Source organism: Flavobacterium sp. (assembly GCF_041392085.1).
GTDB lineage: Bacteria > Bacteroidota > Bacteroidia > Flavobacteriales > Flavobacteriaceae > Flavobacterium.
The window spans coordinates 76,304-93,451 of the sequence record NZ_JAWKMW010000006.1; the positions used below are offsets into that span (position 1 = coordinate 76,304).

A 17,148-nucleotide genomic window follows, 5' to 3' on the forward strand; every position below is an offset into this window, starting at 1 on the left:
GACAATTTCTCCTTTCCAAAAAATTAATTGATTTTATTCATAAGTTTTTTTAAATATTTGTCTTCCAATATGGTATAAAAATAACTAACAACGATTGTTAGTGTCAAACAAATCAAAAATAAAAAAATCAATTTGGCATTTCCATTATATCCAAAGTCAAAACGCTCAAAAAATCGAATAATTAATTGATGCCACATGTAAAAAGGATAACTTAAAGCTCCTAATAACAGAAATATCGATTTTTTTAAAATACAGCTAGAAATTATTCCTTTTTCTGCACTAAAAATCAATATTAAAAAACCGAGAGGTATCCAAAAATAAATTGAGTACGCAAAAGGTAAAAAAATCTCCGGAAACAAATTGGCCACTATAAAAAAGCTAAAAAAAACAAATAATGAAAAAGCTTCTAACACAGTATAATTATGTTCTTTTTTGAGGAAATAGTTACTCAATTTAAACAAATAGATTCCAAAAATAAAATCAAAAATTCTTAAAAATGGAGATATGTAGAACAATGCATGATGCAGTTTTTGGGGAACAAAAAACATCATAATAAAAATCCCAACAACAACTGAAAGAATAAAAAAGGTAAATTTTCTCAATGTAATTGTAGAAAAATACGGAACAATAAAAGGAAAAACAAAATAACAAAACATTAATACTGAGACATTCCAAGATACTCCGTTAAAACTAAAATAGATTTCACCCAAAGGGATAAAAGCTTGCAATAAAAAAAAGTTGACAAAAAACTTTGCTGAAAAAAAAATAAAATTTTCATGGATTTCATAAATCACAAATAATATAGAAACAAGCAGTGTAATGATATGAAGCGGATATATTCTCTGTAGTCGTTTTAAAAAAAACTCTTTCTTTGATATTGAATTGGAAATCAGTCTTTTTTCATAAACATACATTAAAATAAATCCACTCAAAATTATAAAAAAAGCATGCCCGACGGAAACTTTTGTTAGCCCTAAATGCCCAATAAACACCAAAAAAGAAAAGAAAAAACGCAATGAGGATAATGATTCTTTCATTAAAACAAGTATTTTCTAAAGTTAATTGAAAGTATTATTAAATAAAACACATAGGTTACTGCATGAGCTAAAACCGCTCCTTTTGCTTCAAAATAATTGATTGCAAAGTAACCGAAAATGATTAACATCGAATAAGATAGTATTTCCGTTACAAAATAGGCAAACGTTTGTCTTTTGGCTAAAAAATGTAATGCTAATATCCATGAACAAACCTTGAAAAAATCGCCTAGTAATTGCCAAAAGAATAAACTTGAAACCGGTTGAAATTCCTCTGTAAACAGAAGCGATATTATCAAATTACGACAGAAATAAATCAACACGATTCCTAACAAAAAAAAGGGAACAATTGTTTTGAAGTAATTTCGAAAAATTAATTTAGTCTCTTCTTCATTGGAAACGGCTAATTGTGGGAGAAAATACATACTCATCAACGATGACACAAAAAGCATGTAATAACTTGAAATTCTGCTCATTGACTCCCAAAATCCGGCTGTATTAATTCCGGCTGTATCAATAAGGTGATTTCGTAAAAAAATATAAATCATTGGTCCGGTTATAGCCGAAAAAAGAGCCATTGCCGAATAAGAACTTAAGTTTTTAAGAATCCTTTTATCGAAAAATTTTAATCGAATAAATTGGAATAACTTAATTTCTTTAAAAACAAAAAATGAAGCTATAAAAAAATTAGTTGTTGGAGCTAAAACCATTGCAAATAAAGCTCCTTTTACATTGAAATTTAGTACTAAAAAGAGAGAAAAAAAGAATCCTATGATGTTACCAATGATTGAAATATAAACGACTTTTTTGTATTTCTCTAATCCGTTGATTAGGGAAGTAAAAAAAAGTGAAAACCCATAAAATGGTAAACTAAAAATTATAGCTTTAATAATTATTTCATAATTGTTTTCTGAGCTAAAAAGATAGAACGAAATGGGTTCTCTGAAAATAAACAATCCAATTCCAAAAAGTAAGATGAACAGGGCAATAGTAATAGAAACTGTAGAAATTAATTTCTTAAATTGCTTGTTATCTTCTTTTAATTGTGCGGTATATTTTATAATTCCGTTCTGAAAACCAAGCGTTGCAAAGCTTTCAAGAGAAGTTTGAAAATTACGTAAATTTCCAACCAACGCCATTCCGGCAGGACCAACATAGATAGCCAAAACTTTTGAAATGACCAGTCCGAATCCGATCCTTAAAAGTATAGCAAAACTGTTCAATGAGGATATTTTGAACCAAGCTGCACCGATTATATCCTTTAAAAATTTCAATTAGTAGTGATTTAGTGCATAAATTATTCTACTCACTTCCTCCTCCGCTAACTCAGGACTAATTGGCAAACTCAATACTTCCCGATGTATTTTTTCTGTGATTGGGAAAGATAACGAATTAAATTCTTTCAAAGCTTTTTGCTGATGCGGCGGAACAGGATAATGAATCATGGTTTCAATTCCGTTTTCTTTTAAATATTCTTGTAATTCATTTCTGTTTTCTGTCCGAATGACAAATAAATGAAAAACATGATTAGTTGAACCATCATAAAAAGGTAAGGCAACTTTATCGTTTTTAATTTCATCTAAATAACGATTAGCAATTTCTCTCCGTTTTTGATTATCTGCATCTAAATCAGGTAATTTCACATTTAAAAAAGCGGCTTGCAATTCATCCAAACGCGAATTGATTCCGATAAAATCATTCACATATTTTTTCTCGGAACCATAATTTCGCATGGCTCGAATGATGCTATTCAAATCATCATCATTGGTTACCACTGCTCCTCCATCGCCTAAGCAACCTAAATTTTTAGAAGGGTAAAAGCTGTAAGCTTTCGCAATGCCGACTCCTGACTCCGAACTCTTAACTCCTGAATCCGTACCATGCGACTGGGCTGCATCTTCGATAACTAATAAGTTGTTTTGCTTTGCTATAGCTTCAATTTTATCCATTTCAGTCAATTGACCATATAAATGAACTACTAAAATGGCTTTTGTTTTAGAAGTGATTTTTTCAACTATTAAATCGGGATTTAAATTGAAGGTTTCAAGTTTTGGTTCAACTAAAACCGGAACTAAATCGGCTTGCAAAATGGCTAAAATACTGGCAATATAGGTGTTTGCAGGAACAATCACTTCATCTCCTTTCTCTAACTTTCCTAATTCGATATAGGCCTTAAAAATTAAAACCAATGCATCGAGTCCGTTTCCAACACCAACACAGTGTTTTGACTGACAATAGTTTGCAAAATTTTCTTCAAATAAAGCTACTTCATCGCCTAAAATATACCAACCTCGTTGCATGAATTGTTCGAACTTTTCATGGAAAGCTGCTTCATAACGTTGATTGACTTTTTTTAAATCGTAAAATTTAATCATAAGGCGATGGAATAATGACTTTGTGTAAAAATAGAACAACCTAATTCAACTTTTTGTTTTAGTAAACCCGGATTAAAAATTTCGCCTTGGTTTGTACTCACGGTTCCCATATCAAAAAAAGAAACTTTATCTTTCAATTCATTAATCAGATTAATAAATAAAAAATCCAATGCTCGCATTTTTTCTCCCAAAGAAGTTGTAGCTCCATATTGAGATTTCACTCCGTTTTTAAAAATAAAAAGTGTAATTCCGGCTAAAATTTCATCATCTAAATATACGTTATACTGTTTAATATGTTGAGGGAATTTTGAATGTAAATATATAATTTCCTCAACAGAATGAACCGGTTTTGCATTGTGTTTTACGTTTAATCTCGGAATCAATACATCATCCCAAAATAATTGAAAATTGTTATCAATTCTAATTTCTAAACCCAAAGAAGATACTCTTCTAAAATGTTTTAATTTACTTTTTGAAATTGAATAGTGACTTTTAAAATTAACAACCAAATTCATATCATTCCGATACAAATTGGCTTTATTTTGTGTTAATACAGATTCTATTTCAATAAAACTTCCTTCAGTGTAAAAAGGCAAAATAGGTTTTAAAAAAAGAGTTTTTAATTGATTTCTTTTTAAGTAATCTATAACAGCTTCAAAAATTGCATTGATAATTATTGGGTCTAAAATATGTTTAAAAACAAATCCGCCATATGTTAAACCTTGGTGAGAAAAAATAGCATCCTCTACTCTATTTGCCGGTAAAACCGCTACCCATGCTTTTTCATTTTCAATAATTAACGAATAATCTTCAAAGCGATCTTGATGGTATTCCATAAAATCGCGATGAAACAAAAAAGTGGCATTTTTAGCTTGAGCGATAAAGTCATTCCAAGCCGTATAATCTGCTGAAGTATATTTTCTGACGGTATAACTTGGCACGAACTTTTGCAAAATATAAATCTTAATAAATAAAAACAGTATCTTTAAATCCCAAATAAAGATAACGATTCAATATGAAACGAAAATACAATTATTTTCTGTTATGGTGGTTACATTTTTTTTTATTCCCGGCGTTCGGGCAGGAAGTACAACTATATCAGCAATTTAATGGTCGTTTTGATTTTACTTTTATTGGAAACACATTGAATACGCAGGAAAATCTTGGGATTTTGAATTCTCCTTGTATCATCAATACTTCTGCTTCGGCAGAATTGACATTACAACCGGATGATGAATTAGAAAAAGCCTACCTATACTGGGCAGGCTCAGGCCCGGGTGATTTTAATGTAAAGTTAAATGATATCGATATTACACCGGATCGCACATTTAACTTAACACAATCAACCTCAGGTTTAATTTTTTTTAGTGCCTTTAAAGATGTTACAGAACAAGTACTTTTAACCGGAAATGGCACCTATACATTATCAGAATTTGATTTATCTGAAATTATTCCTGACTACTGCACCAATGCAACCAATTTTGCAGGTTGGGCTATCGTATTGATTTATAAAAATGACAATTTGCCTTTGAATCAACTGAATGTATATGATGGTTTGGACTACATTAGTTTAGGAAATGAAAATTTAAATTTCTCTCTCAATAGTCTCAATGTAATCGATAATATAGGAGCTAAAATTGGCTTTATTGCTTGGGAAGGTGACTCTAACATCTCTGTTAATGAAACGCTACGAATTAACGAAAGTATTTTAAGTAATCCACCGTTAAATCCGTCCAACAATGCTTTTAACGGAACAAATTCTATTACCGGCAGTAACAGTTTATACAATATGGATTTGGATGTGTATGATATCCAAAATTATATTCAGCCCGGTGATCAAACGGCTGAAATAGCACTCACATCCGGTCAGGATTTTGTAATGATTAATACCGTTGTAACCAAATTAAATAGTCAGGTTCCGGATGCAACCATCACAATAGATAATTTTTATTTGGAATGTGATTCCAGAGAAATTGTTGTTGATTATACGGTTTACAATCTTGAAACGGCAACCAACCCACTTCCGGCGAATACGCCAATTTCAATTTATGCCAACGGTGTTTTGATTGAAACAACCAATACAATTAATAGTATTGAAGTAAATGACAGTGAATCTAATACCATTTTACTTTTTATTCCGAGTGAAATTTCTAATCCTTTTGAATTGACATTTTCAGTGGATGATTTAGGTGATGGAACCGGAGTTGTGAATGAAATTAACGAAAACAATAATGTTGATGTGGTAGAAATTTCGTTTTTACTTTCACCTGAATTTAATTCATTGGAACCTATTTTTAGTTGTAACGAAGGTTTCGGCATTGGAACTTTTGATATATCTGCTATTGAAAATTCTTTATTGATTGATTTTTCAAATACTGTCAGTTTCCATCAAACACTTTCGGATGCTGAACTAAATCTAAATCCAATCATCAACCTGACTAATTATCAAACAAACACAGGAACAATTCTTTACATTCGAGTAGAAAATGAATTCTGCTATAGTATCACTACGCTTGAATTGATTACTAAAAACTGTCCGCCCACGGTATATAATTTTATTTCAGCCAACGAAGATGGTTTTAACGATTTTTTCTTTATTGATGGATTGCGTAATATCTTCCTAAACTTTGAAATCGAAATTTACAATCGATGGGGACATTTAATTTGGAAAGGAAATCAAAACACCGAAGATTGGCGTGGCGAAGTCACCGAAGAAGTGAAATGGAACGGAAACATTTCTGCCGATGGAACTTATTTTTATTTACTTTTTCTAAATGATTCGGATTATCCAAAACCATTACAAGGATTTCTTTATATCACGCGTTAAACTTTTCCAATAGTTGGTAGATACCACTTAAATTTTACAGCCATCAAACGAATCGTGATGATAACTAACGAGGTAACTAAATACAACACATCGTTATTCAGATTAAAATGTTTTAAGGCAAAGAATACCATTCCACCAATAATACAAATGGTCGCGTAAATCTCTCTTCTAAAGATAATTGGAATTTCGTTACATAAAATATCACGAATAACACCGCCAAAGCAAGCCGTCATCGTTCCCAAAGCAATGCAAATGATGGGATGCAAACCTGTTTCAATTCCTTTTTCTAAACCAATTAACGTAAAAACACCTAAACCAATCGTATCAAATAAAAAAAGTGACGTTCGCAATCGGTCAAGCTTTTTCCTAAAAATTAGAGCGAGTACAAAACCAAGTAAAATCACATATACATAAGTCAGGTCTTGCATCCAGCCTACTGGTGTCCTGCCTATAAGAACATCTCGCAATGTTCCGCCGCCAACAGCTGTCACAAAAGCAATGATAAAAACACCAAACGGATCGAGTTTTTTATTCAAAGCGGTTAAAACACCGGAAATTGCAAAAGCCATGGTTCCGATAACGTCGAGGAGGTGAAACATAATTTGTTTTTTTATTCTAGATTAGAACTACATATTCTGAGTGTAAAAACTATAGTCTTTTAAAACAGTTCTAATAAAATCGGTGTCATTTCCCGAAATATTTTTAACTCCGGTTACTTCTTCAATTTTAGTACGAAGTTTAATCAACGTAGCATAATCGCGTTTGGCAACTGCAACGTTAAATGTTTCTTTAATAATTCGGGCATCATTATCGCTTAATTTGATAACCAAAGGATAAGTTGGTACATAAGCTGAATCTGTTTCCTCCAAGATAGTATGATTGATGTTGATATCATTTTTCAAACTAATTACAGCGGTTCCGGCAGTCATATCGCCTAATCGTTGTGTTTTAGAACTGGTAATCATGGTAATTAAACCAATTACTCCACTACTTAAATTTACATCAATAATGCGAAACAGCCAACGCATTAAATAATCGCCAAATGAAGCCTGATAACCATCTATTTTAACAACCTTCATTTGAAGTAATCGTTTACCTATGGTTTGTCCTTCTAATATACTTTCAAAAATTAATGAATAAAATATAACCGGAGAATACACAACAATAATAATAGCATAATATGACCAATTGTCTAAACCAAGCATTCGTTGATTAATTCCAAGATAATAAAAAAAGATACCCCAGACTACGATAACATAAGCCGATTTGATCAGAAAATCAAGTAAATAGCCCAACATTCTATGCCCAACCGAAGCAGCTGTAAAATTTATCGTAACATTTTGTGTTGTTGTAATAGATAATTCTGACATATTTTATATTTTAGCGAACCATGAGAGAAGTTGCATTCATAAAGCAAAATAAAGCAAAATGGCTCGAATTTGAGCAAGCTATTTTTGGCAAAGCTAAAAAAAATCCGGATGAAATGGCTAGTTTATATATCCATTTGGTCAATGATTTATCGTATGCACAAACCTATTACCCTAAAAGTAAGACGGTTGTATACCTCAATTATCTTGCATCACAAATTTATCAAAAGATTTATAAAACAAAACGCACAGAGCAAAATAGAATTGTTTATTTTTTCTCTACCGAAGTTCCTTTGATTGTATATGAATACAGACGTTACTTGGTCTATGCTTTTGTTTTGTTTTTTTTATGTACAGGAATTGGTGTGATTTCTGCCAAATACGATGTTGATTTTGTTCGACTCATTCTTGGTGATAATTATGTGAACATGACACTCGAAAACATCAAAGATGGTAATCCGGTAGCTGTGTATAAAAGCGGTAGTAATTGGGGTGGATTTATTGCTATTACAATGAATAATCTATATGTAGGAGCACAATGTTTTATTTGGGGAATATTTGTTGGTGTTGGCACCTTTTATATAATGTTACAAAACTGTATCATGCTTGGCTCCTTTCAATACTTTTTTTATCAAGAGGGTGTTTTTTGGGAAAGTGTTCGTGGTATTTGGATTCACGGATCCATGGAAATTTTTGCCATTGTAATTGAAACAGCGGCTGGATTTATCTTAGGAGCTTCCATCCTATTTCCTAAAACTTACTCTCGTTTAAATTCTTTCAAAATTGGTTTCAAAAACGGGTTGAAAATATTTTTGAGTACAATGCCTTTTACAATTGCAGCTGGTTTTTTAGAAGGTTTCGTTACTCGATATTCATTAGAAATGCCCAACTGGCTCAATGTAGTTATTATTTTAACCACATTGAGTCTCATTTCATTTTATTTTTTAATTTTTCCTTTTATAGTGAACAAAAAAATAAAAGCCTTTCCATTAAAAAAGTAAATCTATGTTTCAACTTTTCAAGAAAAGAAATTTTAGCGATTATATTAGTGATACCTTTAGCTTTTTTAAAGTCACCGGAAAACATTTTTTTAAAAACTATTTTATCATCAATGGTACACTTTTAATATTGCTGATGGTACTCACCTATTTTGTTTTCAAAGTGTATTTTGAAATGATGTTTGCTAATATTGGCTCTTCTGCTCCAAATTTTTTAGAAGATTATTTCAACAACAACATCGGATTGATTATTGGTGTATTCCTACTGTTTTTTCTGTTGGTGATGTTTATATCCTTACTCAATTATGCCTACCCCGTCATTTATATGAGTTTATATGACAAATACAATGGAAGCCATTTTGAATCCAAAGAGATTATTTTAGAGCTAAAATCAAAGTTTGGCAAAATGTTGATTTTTTTTATTGTCTTATTTTTATTGGGAATAACTGCCGGGTTAATTATCATGGGATTAGTGGTAGCTTTGATGTTTATTTTGGTTGGATTTTTATTACTATTTATTCTGGGTCCGGCACTACTGGCTTTTGTTCAATTGAGTTTCTACGAATACTTGAATACTGAAATTGGAATTTTCGATGCCTTTGGAAGAGGATTTGAAAAACTAAAACAGCGTTTTTGGCCAATCATTGGATCCACAATTGTGATGTATTTTATTATTCAAATTGTGGTGAGTATTTTTTCAATTATCCCATATATTCTTGGTATTGCGAGTATTTTCACAAGTTTAGAAAACCAAGGATCGCAAGAAGAAGCTTTTTCTACTTTTGCCATTATGATGGTTATTGTAATGTGTATTTCAATACTATTTAGCTTAATTTTGAATAATTTATTGCTTGTTAATAATGGCATCATATATTACAGTTTAAGAGAAGAAAATGAAAAAAGAAATACGATTAATGATATCGATTTGATTGGAACGGATAGTGAATAAGTTTCTCTACATATTCTTTTTGTTTACTTGTGTCAATTCTCTTTCGCAAGATACATTGACCTATCAAGAAGTGAATGTAGAAAAAGTTATTTTCACCGAAAGAGATATCAAAATTGATTCTTCAACTATTGAAAACAGAGTATTTGAAGAAAATTTTAAAGATAACTACCAAGACAATGACTATATTTATGAACAAGCCATAAAAGAATCAAATTGGTGGGATCGGTTTAAACAATGGTTAGCCGATTTTTTTAAAAATCTATTCAATTTGAGCAGTGACACCGTTTCCGGAAAAATGGTCGATATTTTGATCAAATCGCTTGCTGTTATTCTTATTGTTTTTGTCATTTATCTAATTGTAAAATCCATCATGAATGGTGAAGGTCAATGGATTTTTGGAAAATCATCCGATAAAAAGGTGATTCATTATGAAGATATTGAGAAAAACCTACATTTAGTTGATTTTGAAAAACTTATCAAAGAAACCCTAAACTCCGGAGAAAATAGATTAAGCATTCGCTATTACTATTTGTGGCTTTTGAAAAAAATGGCCAATCAAAACATCATCGAATGGGATATTGAAAAAACTAATTCCGATTACTTGTATGAAATTAAAGACCTTAACTTCAAATCAGATTTTGAATATGTCTCCTATTTGTACAATTACATTTGGTACGGCGAATTTGAATTGGATGAAACAACCTTTGAAAAAGCTAAAAATGCTTTTGAAAAAATTATCAAATCCATCGAATGAGTAAAACAATTAAAATATATGTTGTTTTTTTAGTTGCAATGATGGCTTTAATCGTTGTGGTAGATGCTAATCGTCCGAGACCTGTCAATTGGATGCCCAGTTTTGACATCAAATCTAAAATACCGTTTGGATTAAAAGTTTTTCAAGATGAAAAAGACAAGTATTTCAAAGGTGATACCCTAACAGAAATTCGGGTTACACCGTATGAATTTTTTGATACTCATTATGATTATGATACATTGATAAATACCTACGCTGTCAAGGGTACATTTTTATCAATTGATAATTACTATAACATCGACGAATCATCGACAGATGAAATTTTGTATTTTGTTTCGCACGGCAATAATGCTTTTTTAAGTATGAATGCTTTTTCGCAGAAACTACAAGATTCTCTTCATTTTGATAGTAATAACCATTATTTCAATGATCGAATTACAACCACTTTGGCTAATAACAAAATTGATGATAAAGAATACCAAATGAAAATGGGTGTCTCCGGCTATCATTTTTCTTCCTTTGATACTTTAAAAACAACAGTACTAGGCTACCATCACACAGAAGACTCTACCTATGTTAATTTTATCAAAGTCCCTTATGGTAATGGTCATTTCTATTTGCATACACAACCATTTGCCTTTACCAACTATTACTTACTGAAGGATAGAAATTATCAGTATGCCGAAAACGTTTTATCCTACATTCCGAAAGGAACTGTTTTTTGGTATCCGAATAAAACTTATAATAGTACTGCTTCTGAATCACCATTGCGGTTTATCCTCAGTCATGACGGATTAAAATGGGCTTGGTATCTGTTTTTAATCGGAATGATTATCTTTATGATTTTTAACGCCAAGCGGAAACAACGAATCATTCCAATCGTTAAACCTTTAGAGAACACTACCGTTGATTTTACTAAAACAATTGGAAATTTGTACTTCCAAGAGGGTAATCACGATACCATAATGGAAAAAAAGATTATCTATTTCCTTGAAAAATTAAGACAAGACTATTTAATCGACACACAAAATTTAGACGATGATTTTATCAAAAAAGTACATCAAAAAACCGGAAAAGATATTTCCCTAATTGAAAAAGTTGTTTTACTGATTAAACGTCAACGGAAAACATTTAAAAGTACAGAAGCAGATTTGATTGAATTAAATAACACACTCGAAAAGATTTTAGAAAACAAAATAAATTGAATTAAAAGAAAATAGATATATGGAAGAAAATCAAATCCCATCGCAACCAGAAGAAAACGTCAACTTTGAATCCCGCATTGACCTAAAACCCTTGCAAGAAAGTATTCAAGCCATAAAAGAAGAATTGAATACGGTAATTGTAGGTCAACACAAAATGATTGACCAATTGTTGGTAGCTATTTTATCCAATGGTCATGTTTTGCTCGAAGGTGTACCCGGTGTGGCCAAAACCATTACAGCAAAATTATTAGCCAAAACGTTGAGTATCGGATTTAGTCGAATTCAGTTTACACCCGATTTGATGCCTTCGGATATTTTAGGAACTTCAGTTTTCGATTTAAAGAAATCAGAATTTGAATTTAAAAAAGGTCCCGTTTTTTCCAACCTTATTTTAATTGATGAAATCAATCGTGCTCCTGCAAAAACTCAAGCTGCTTTGTTTGAAGTGATGGAAGAACGACAAATCACCATAGACGGAACAACGTATGCGATGACCGCTCCATTTTTGGTTATTGCCACTCAAAACCCAATTGAACAAGAAGGAACCTATCGTTTACCGGAAGCCCAATTAGACCGTTTCCTGTTCAAAATCAATATCGATTATCCAAAATTAGAAGAAGAAATTACCATTCTTCAAAAAGAACACGCCTTATTAAGTGATAATAAATTAAGTAATATCAAAACCTTACTTACTGCTGAGGATATTAAACAATTTCAGGTAGTAGTGAAACAAGTTTTAGTGGAACCTAATTTATTAGAATACATTGCCAAATTAGTAGTGAACACCAGAGAAAATGGCTTTTTGTATTTAGGAGCTTCTCCTCGTGCTTCCATTGCTATTTTAAATGCTGCTAAAGGGTTTGCAGCCCTTCGCGGACGTGATTTTGTAACACCGGAAGACATTAAAGAAGCAGCTATTCCTGTTTTGCAACACCGTGTGATTGTAACTCCTGAACGCGAAATGGAAGGCATCACAAGCAAAGAAATTATTCAACAAATTATTGAATCGATTGAGATTCCAAGATAAAACGCATTCATTTTGAAAAAAGGTTTTAAACAACTTTACATTAACAATTTCTTTTTTTACTTGCTAGGCGGCATCATAGCTGTCTTTGTGCTAAGTTTCTTTTTTCCCTTGTTTTATAATCTAGCGTGGTATTTTCTGCTTATCACATCATCTTTCTTAATATTAGATTGTATTATTCTATTTACAGCAAAAACAGGAATAGATGCAACCCGAATATCGCCTGAAAAATTATCAAATGGCGATGAAAATCCTATTAGTATTTCCATTCGAAATTATTATACATTTTCAATTTTTACTAAAGTAATTGATGAAATTCCATTTCAATTTCAAGTGAGAAATTTCAATATTAATCGAAAAATAAAAGGTTCTTCACAAGATGATATTCAGTATTTTCTTCGTCCGGTTGAACGAGGTGAATATGTTTTTGGTAATTTGAATGTGTATGTTTCTTCGCCATTGCGAATCATTTCGCGACGATTTACGTTTGATAAAGATCAAATGGTACCTACTTATCCATCTTATATTCAACTTAGAAAATATGATTTGATGGCTTTTTCAAACAATTTGTTTCAATACGGTGTAAAGAAAATTCGGCGTATCGGTCATACAATGGAATTTGAACAAATTAAAGAATACATTCAAGGTGATGACATTCGCACCTTGAATTGGAAAGCAACCGCTAAGAAAAACAGTTTGATGGTTAACCAATTTCAAGACGAAAAATCGCAATCAGTTTACATGATTATTGATAAAGGAAGAGTAATGAAAATGCCTTTTAACGGATTAAGTTTATTGGATTACGCCATCAATGCAACCTTGGTTTTATCAAACGTTATTTTAAAAAAACATGATAGAGCCGGTATGTTTACCTTCTCCAAAAAAGTAGAAAATAGAGTCGTTGCCGAAAAACGTTCCTCGCAAATGCAATTGATTATGGAATGTTTGTATAATATCAAAACCGATTTTTTTGAAAGTGATTTCAGTCGATTATATACCGATGTAAAGAAAAACATCAATCAACGTAGTTTGCTTTTGCTTTACACCAATTTTGAAACCTTAGATGGATTACACCGTCAACTTCCATATTTAAAAGGTATTGCCAAAAACCATTTACTTGTAGTTGTTTTTTTTCAAAATACAGAATTGAACGAACTTATTCATAAAAAAGCAGAAACCATCCAAGAAGTATATGATAAAGTTATTGCTGAAAAATTCATGTTCGAAAAGCGATTAATTGTCAATGAACTTAAAAAATACGGTATTTATTCTATTCTCACACAACCGGAAAATTTAACATTGGACACGATAAATAAATATTTGGAGATCAAAGCAAGAGGGATTTTGTAGGCCTGTTATCAGTTGTCGGTTGTCGGTCATCTGAAACATAAAATTACCTATCTTTGTTAACAAAATTCATCACTTTGAAAATCATTACTTCGGTACAAAATCCATTCATTAAATCATTGGTACAATTGCAGGAAAAAGTCAAAATCCGCAAGCAAACAGGTACTTTTTTAATGGAAGGAAAACGTGAAATTGATTTGGCTATCAAAGGAGGTTATCAAATAGAGACCATTTTATTTTTACCCGAATTAGTTTCTGAAAAAGAATTGAAAAAAATCGCTGTTTCCGATCACATTGAAATTTCAAAAGAAGTCTATCAAAAGTTAGCCTATCGCGACACAACCGAAGGAATTTTAGCGGTAGCGAAATGTAAATCGCATGACTTATCCGATTTACAATTATCTGATAACCCACTCATTTTAGTTGCGGAAGGAATAGAAAAACCTGGAAATATGGGTGCTTTGTTACGAACTGCCGATGCTGCTAACATCGATGCAGTGATTATAGCCAATCCAAAAAGTGATATCTACAACCCAAATGTGGTTCGTTCAAGTGTAGGATGTTTATTTACTAATCAAATAGCAGTTGCAACGAGTGAGGAAGTTATCGAATATTTAAAAAAGAAGAATATTGCCATTTATTCGGCAACGTTGCAAAACGCAAATGCATATCATCAAGAAAATTATACTTTGCCTACGGCTTTGGTTGTTGGCACAGAAGCCACCGGATTAACTGAATTATGGCGAATCAATAGCAAACAAAATATCATCATTCCCATGCAAGGTGAAATCGATTCGATGAATGTATCTGTAGCAGCGGCTATTTTATTGTTTGAAGCAAAACGCCAGAGAGGTTTTTTGTAATTTGACACAATTAAATCAGTACTCAAAAATCCCTTTTGCAGATTTCAAACTACATTAAATTTCAGCTTTTTTATTGTTGCATAATTCAAATCAATTTCCTACTTTTAGTTAGTTAAGAATTTGCTATGACAGAAGTTGAGATTGAACAAGAAAATAAAGCCATTGCTAAGGAATATAAAGAGTTACTTCGCATTAGTTACCAAACACTTACACCGGAAGATAAAAAAATAATCCGGAAAGCTTTTGATGTGGCCGTGGAGGCTCACAAAGATCAACGACGTAAATCGGGAGAAGCCTACATCTTCCACCCTATTGCTGTAGCAAAAATTGTTGCTTCCGAAATTGGTCTGGGTGCTACAGCCATTGCCGCTGCTCTAATGCATGATGTTGTGGAAGACTCACCCACAACTGTGGCAGAAATTGAAAAAATGTTTAATCCGAAAATAGCTCAATTGGTGGACGGATTAACTAAAATTGCCAAAGTAAAAACCGATCAGGAAATTTCGATGCAAGCCGAAAATTTCCGTAAAATGTTGCTCACATTAAACGACGATGTTAGGGTTATTCTCATCAAACTGGCCGACCGTTTGCACAATATGCAGACCATGGAATCGATGGTGGATTATAAACAAGCAAAGATTGCTTCGGAAACATTGTACATCTATGCTCCTTTAGCTCATCGCTTAGGGCTTTACAACATTAAATCAAAATTAGAAGATTTAGGGTTAAAATACACCGAACCTAATGTTTATTCCGATATAGTTAGCAAAATAAAAGAAAGTAAAGAAGAACAAGAGGCCTACATTGAATCTATTTCGAATGTATTAAAAAAATCCTTAGACGAAGAAGGAATTGAATACACCATTAAAGGCAGACCAAAATCAATTTATTCTATTCGTCGAAAAATGCTGGCTCAAGGAGTTACTTTTGATGAAGTGTATGATAAATTTGCTTTGCGAATTGTGTACAAATCAAACCAACACGATGAAAAATTTATTGCCTGGAAAATTTATTCAATTGTTACCGATCATTATCGTCCGAGTCCAAGCCGACTTCGTGATTGGATATCTTCGCCTAAATCAACCGGCTATGAAGCACTTCACATTACTGTAATGGGCCCCAAAGGAAGATGGGTTGAAATTCAGGTTCGCAGTGAACGAATGGATGAAATAGCAGAAAAAGGATATGCAGCACATTATAAGTATAAACAAGGAATTTCAGAAGAAAACACCTTAGATACTTGGCTTAATTTATTAAAAGAAGCCCTGGAAAATTCTACCTCGAATGCAGTTGATTTTGTAGAGGATTTTAAACTAAATCTCTATTCCAAAGAAATTTATGTTTTTACACCCAAAGGAGAAATCAAATCACTACCCAAAGGAGCAACTTCATTGGATTTTGCCTTTAGTATTCACTCTGAAATTGGTGTAAGAACACGTGGAACAAGAGTAAACGGAAAATTAGTTCCCTTAAATCACGTATTGAATAGTGGTGATCAAATTGAAGTAATTACTTCACCCAATCAAAAACCTAATTCACATTGGTTAGATTATGTAACCACTTCCAGAGCTAAAAATAAAATAAAGAATGTACTCAATGAAGATACTAAAAAAATTGCCGAAGAAGGAAAAGAATTACTCACCCGAAAGCTACGACATCTAAAAATAAGCCTAAACGAAACAACAATTAATGAACTAGTGGTTTATTTTAAACTTAAAACAAGCTTGGATTTATTTTACCGTGTGGGAATAGGCACAATAGACAACCAACAATTGAAAGATTTTGCCGCTCAAAAGAGTAGTACTTTAATGAACTTTTTCAAAAAAATTAAACGTTCACCAAGTGTAGCCCCTGAGCAAATTCAAAAATACGAAATAAGCAAAAATTTTGATATGCTCGTTTTTGGAGCAGAACAAGATAAATTAGATTACAAACTATCCAGTTGTTGTAATCCCATTCCAGGTGATGATGTTTTTGGTTTTTTAACAATAAATGATGGTATTAAAGTACATAAAAAAGATTGTCCAAACGCAATTAGTTTGCAATCAAATTACGCATATCGCATCATTCAAGCAAAATGGATTGATTCTTCCCAAGAAGACTTCAAAGCAATTTTAAAAATTACGGGAATGGATACGTTAGGATTAACCAATGAACTTACTAAAGTGATTTCCAACCAAATGCATGTAAATATTCAAAGTATTTCATTAAGTGGAGAGGCAGGTATATTTAACGGACAAGTTACTGTAATTGTTCAAAACAATACCATTTTAAAACGACTTATTGAGAATATCAAAAAAATTGATGGCATTGATAAAGTAACACGTATGACAAATGCTAAAATGAATTAATTATTGACAATTTTTGTTAATAATCTTCAGTGAAATATAGCTCACAAAATCGTC

General features: G+C 32.0%; 15 protein-coding genes. 9 read left to right on the forward strand and 6 right to left on the reverse strand.

What is annotated here, in order from left to right; all coding sequences use genetic code 11:
- Positions 1 to 23 precede the first annotated feature (23 nt).
- From R2782_RS05150 to R2782_RS05165, 4 genes are read right to left on the reverse strand one after another with little or no spacing between them, the layout of a single operon-like run.
- Entirely contained in the window at positions 24 to 1,037 is a 1,014-nt protein-coding gene (locus R2782_RS05150) for an acyltransferase family protein (protein ID WP_371267010.1), read from the reverse strand.
- A complete protein-coding gene (locus R2782_RS05155) occupies positions 1,037 to 2,308 on the reverse strand; it encodes an O-antigen translocase (RefSeq protein WP_371267011.1) in 1,272 nt (423 codons plus the stop codon). Before R2782_RS05155 ends, R2782_RS05150 begins: the two co-directional genes overlap by 1 nt.
- Positions 2,309 to 3,409: a DegT/DnrJ/EryC1/StrS family aminotransferase gene (locus R2782_RS05160; protein WP_371267012.1), complete on the reverse strand. Its 1,101-nt coding sequence runs from the start codon at positions 3,407 to 3,409 to the stop codon at positions 2,309 to 2,311. It abuts the gene before it with no gap.
- A complete protein-coding gene (locus R2782_RS05165; RefSeq protein WP_371267013.1) occupies positions 3,406 to 4,362 on the reverse strand; it encodes a FemAB family protein in 957 nt (318 codons plus the stop codon). The genes R2782_RS05160 and R2782_RS05165 overlap by 4 nt, the downstream gene beginning before the upstream one ends.
- A 62-nt stretch (positions 4,363 to 4,424) precedes the next feature.
- On the opposite strand from R2782_RS05165, the gene R2782_RS05170 reads away from it, so the two are divergent.
- Positions 4,425 to 6,236, forward strand: coding sequence for a gliding motility-associated C-terminal domain-containing protein (locus tag R2782_RS05170; protein WP_371267014.1), 1,812 nt, complete (start codon positions 4,425 to 4,427; stop codon positions 6,234 to 6,236).
- On the opposite strand, the gene R2782_RS05175 is transcribed toward R2782_RS05170, so the two are convergent.
- Both R2782_RS05175 and R2782_RS05180 read right to left on the reverse strand, forming a co-directional pair.
- Positions 6,233 to 6,835 (reverse strand): trimeric intracellular cation channel family protein, encoded by a 603-nt coding sequence (locus R2782_RS05175; RefSeq protein ID WP_371267015.1) that lies wholly within the window; start codon positions 6,833 to 6,835, stop codon positions 6,233 to 6,235. The genes R2782_RS05170 and R2782_RS05175 overlap by 4 nt on opposite strands.
- 27 nt (positions 6,836 to 6,862) lie before the next feature.
- Positions 6,863 to 7,606, reverse strand: coding sequence for an RDD family protein (locus R2782_RS05180; protein WP_371267016.1), 744 nt, complete (start codon positions 7,604 to 7,606; stop codon positions 6,863 to 6,865).
- 20 nt (positions 7,607 to 7,626) lie between these two features.
- On the opposite strand from R2782_RS05180, the gene R2782_RS05185 reads away from it, so the two are divergent.
- The 8 genes from R2782_RS05185 to R2782_RS05220 all read left to right on the forward strand — a co-directional run bounded on the left by R2782_RS05185 (position 7,627) and on the right by R2782_RS05220 (position 17,094).
- Complete coding sequence (locus R2782_RS05185) at positions 7,627 to 8,604, forward strand: stage II sporulation protein M (protein ID WP_371267017.1); 978 nt, start codon at positions 7,627 to 7,629, stop codon at positions 8,602 to 8,604.
- A 4-nt stretch (positions 8,605 to 8,608) separates the two neighbouring features.
- On the forward strand, positions 8,609 to 9,550 hold the full coding sequence (locus R2782_RS05190) for a hypothetical protein (RefSeq protein ID WP_371267018.1): 942 nt from the start codon (positions 8,609 to 8,611) through the stop codon (positions 9,548 to 9,550).
- Positions 9,543 to 10,304, forward strand: coding sequence for a DUF4129 domain-containing protein (locus tag R2782_RS05195; protein WP_371267019.1), 762 nt, complete (start codon positions 9,543 to 9,545; stop codon positions 10,302 to 10,304). The genes R2782_RS05190 and R2782_RS05195 overlap by 8 nt, the downstream gene beginning before the upstream one ends.
- Positions 10,301 to 11,509: a DUF4350 domain-containing protein gene (locus R2782_RS05200; protein ID WP_371267020.1), complete on the forward strand. Its 1,209-nt coding sequence runs from the start codon at positions 10,301 to 10,303 to the stop codon at positions 11,507 to 11,509. Before R2782_RS05195 ends, R2782_RS05200 begins: the two co-directional genes overlap by 4 nt.
- Positions 11,510 to 11,528: 19 nt before the next feature.
- Entirely contained in the window at positions 11,529 to 12,536 is a 1,008-nt protein-coding gene (locus R2782_RS05205; RefSeq protein ID WP_371267021.1) for an AAA family ATPase, read from the forward strand.
- A 12-nt stretch (positions 12,537 to 12,548) separates the two neighbouring features.
- A complete protein-coding gene (locus R2782_RS05210; protein WP_371267022.1) occupies positions 12,549 to 13,883 on the forward strand; it encodes a DUF58 domain-containing protein in 1,335 nt (444 codons plus the stop codon).
- Positions 13,884 to 13,957: 74 nt separating this feature from the next.
- Positions 13,958 to 14,743: a TrmH family RNA methyltransferase gene (locus R2782_RS05215; protein WP_371267023.1), complete on the forward strand. Its 786-nt coding sequence runs from the start codon at positions 13,958 to 13,960 to the stop codon at positions 14,741 to 14,743.
- Between the two features lie 125 nt (positions 14,744 to 14,868).
- Positions 14,869 to 17,094, forward strand: a complete 2,226-nt coding sequence (locus R2782_RS05220; RefSeq protein WP_371267024.1) for a bifunctional (p)ppGpp synthetase/guanosine-3',5'-bis(diphosphate) 3'-pyrophosphohydrolase — start codon at positions 14,869 to 14,871, stop codon at positions 17,092 to 17,094.
- The last annotated feature ends 54 nt before the right edge of the window (positions 17,095 to 17,148 follow it).

Coding starts and splice junctions, on each gene's coding strand:
- R2782_RS05150 (WP_371267010.1), bottom strand. CDS start 1,037: ATGAAAGAATCATTATCCTCATTGCGTTTTTTCTTTTCTTTTTTGGTG.
- R2782_RS05160 (WP_371267012.1), bottom strand. CDS start 3,409: ATGATTAAATTTTACGATTTAAAAAAAGTCAATCAACGTTATGAAGCA.
- R2782_RS05170 (WP_371267014.1), top strand. CDS start 4,425: ATGAAACGAAAATACAATTATTTTCTGTTATGGTGGTTACATTTTTTT.
- R2782_RS05175 (WP_371267015.1), bottom strand. CDS start 6,835: ATGTTTCACCTCCTCGACGTTATCGGAACCATGGCTTTTGCAATTTCC.
- R2782_RS05180 (WP_371267016.1), bottom strand. CDS start 7,606: ATGTCAGAATTATCTATTACAACAACACAAAATGTTACGATAAATTTT.
- R2782_RS05185 (WP_371267017.1), top strand. CDS start 7,627: ATGAGAGAAGTTGCATTCATAAAGCAAAATAAAGCAAAATGGCTCGAA.
- R2782_RS05190 (WP_371267018.1), top strand. CDS start 8,609: ATGTTTCAACTTTTCAAGAAAAGAAATTTTAGCGATTATATTAGTGAT.
- R2782_RS05200 (WP_371267020.1), top strand. CDS start 10,301: ATGAGTAAAACAATTAAAATATATGTTGTTTTTTTAGTTGCAATGATG.
- R2782_RS05205 (WP_371267021.1), top strand. CDS start 11,529: ATGGAAGAAAATCAAATCCCATCGCAACCAGAAGAAAACGTCAACTTT.
- R2782_RS05220 (WP_371267024.1), top strand. CDS start 14,869: ATGACAGAAGTTGAGATTGAACAAGAAAATAAAGCCATTGCTAAGGAA.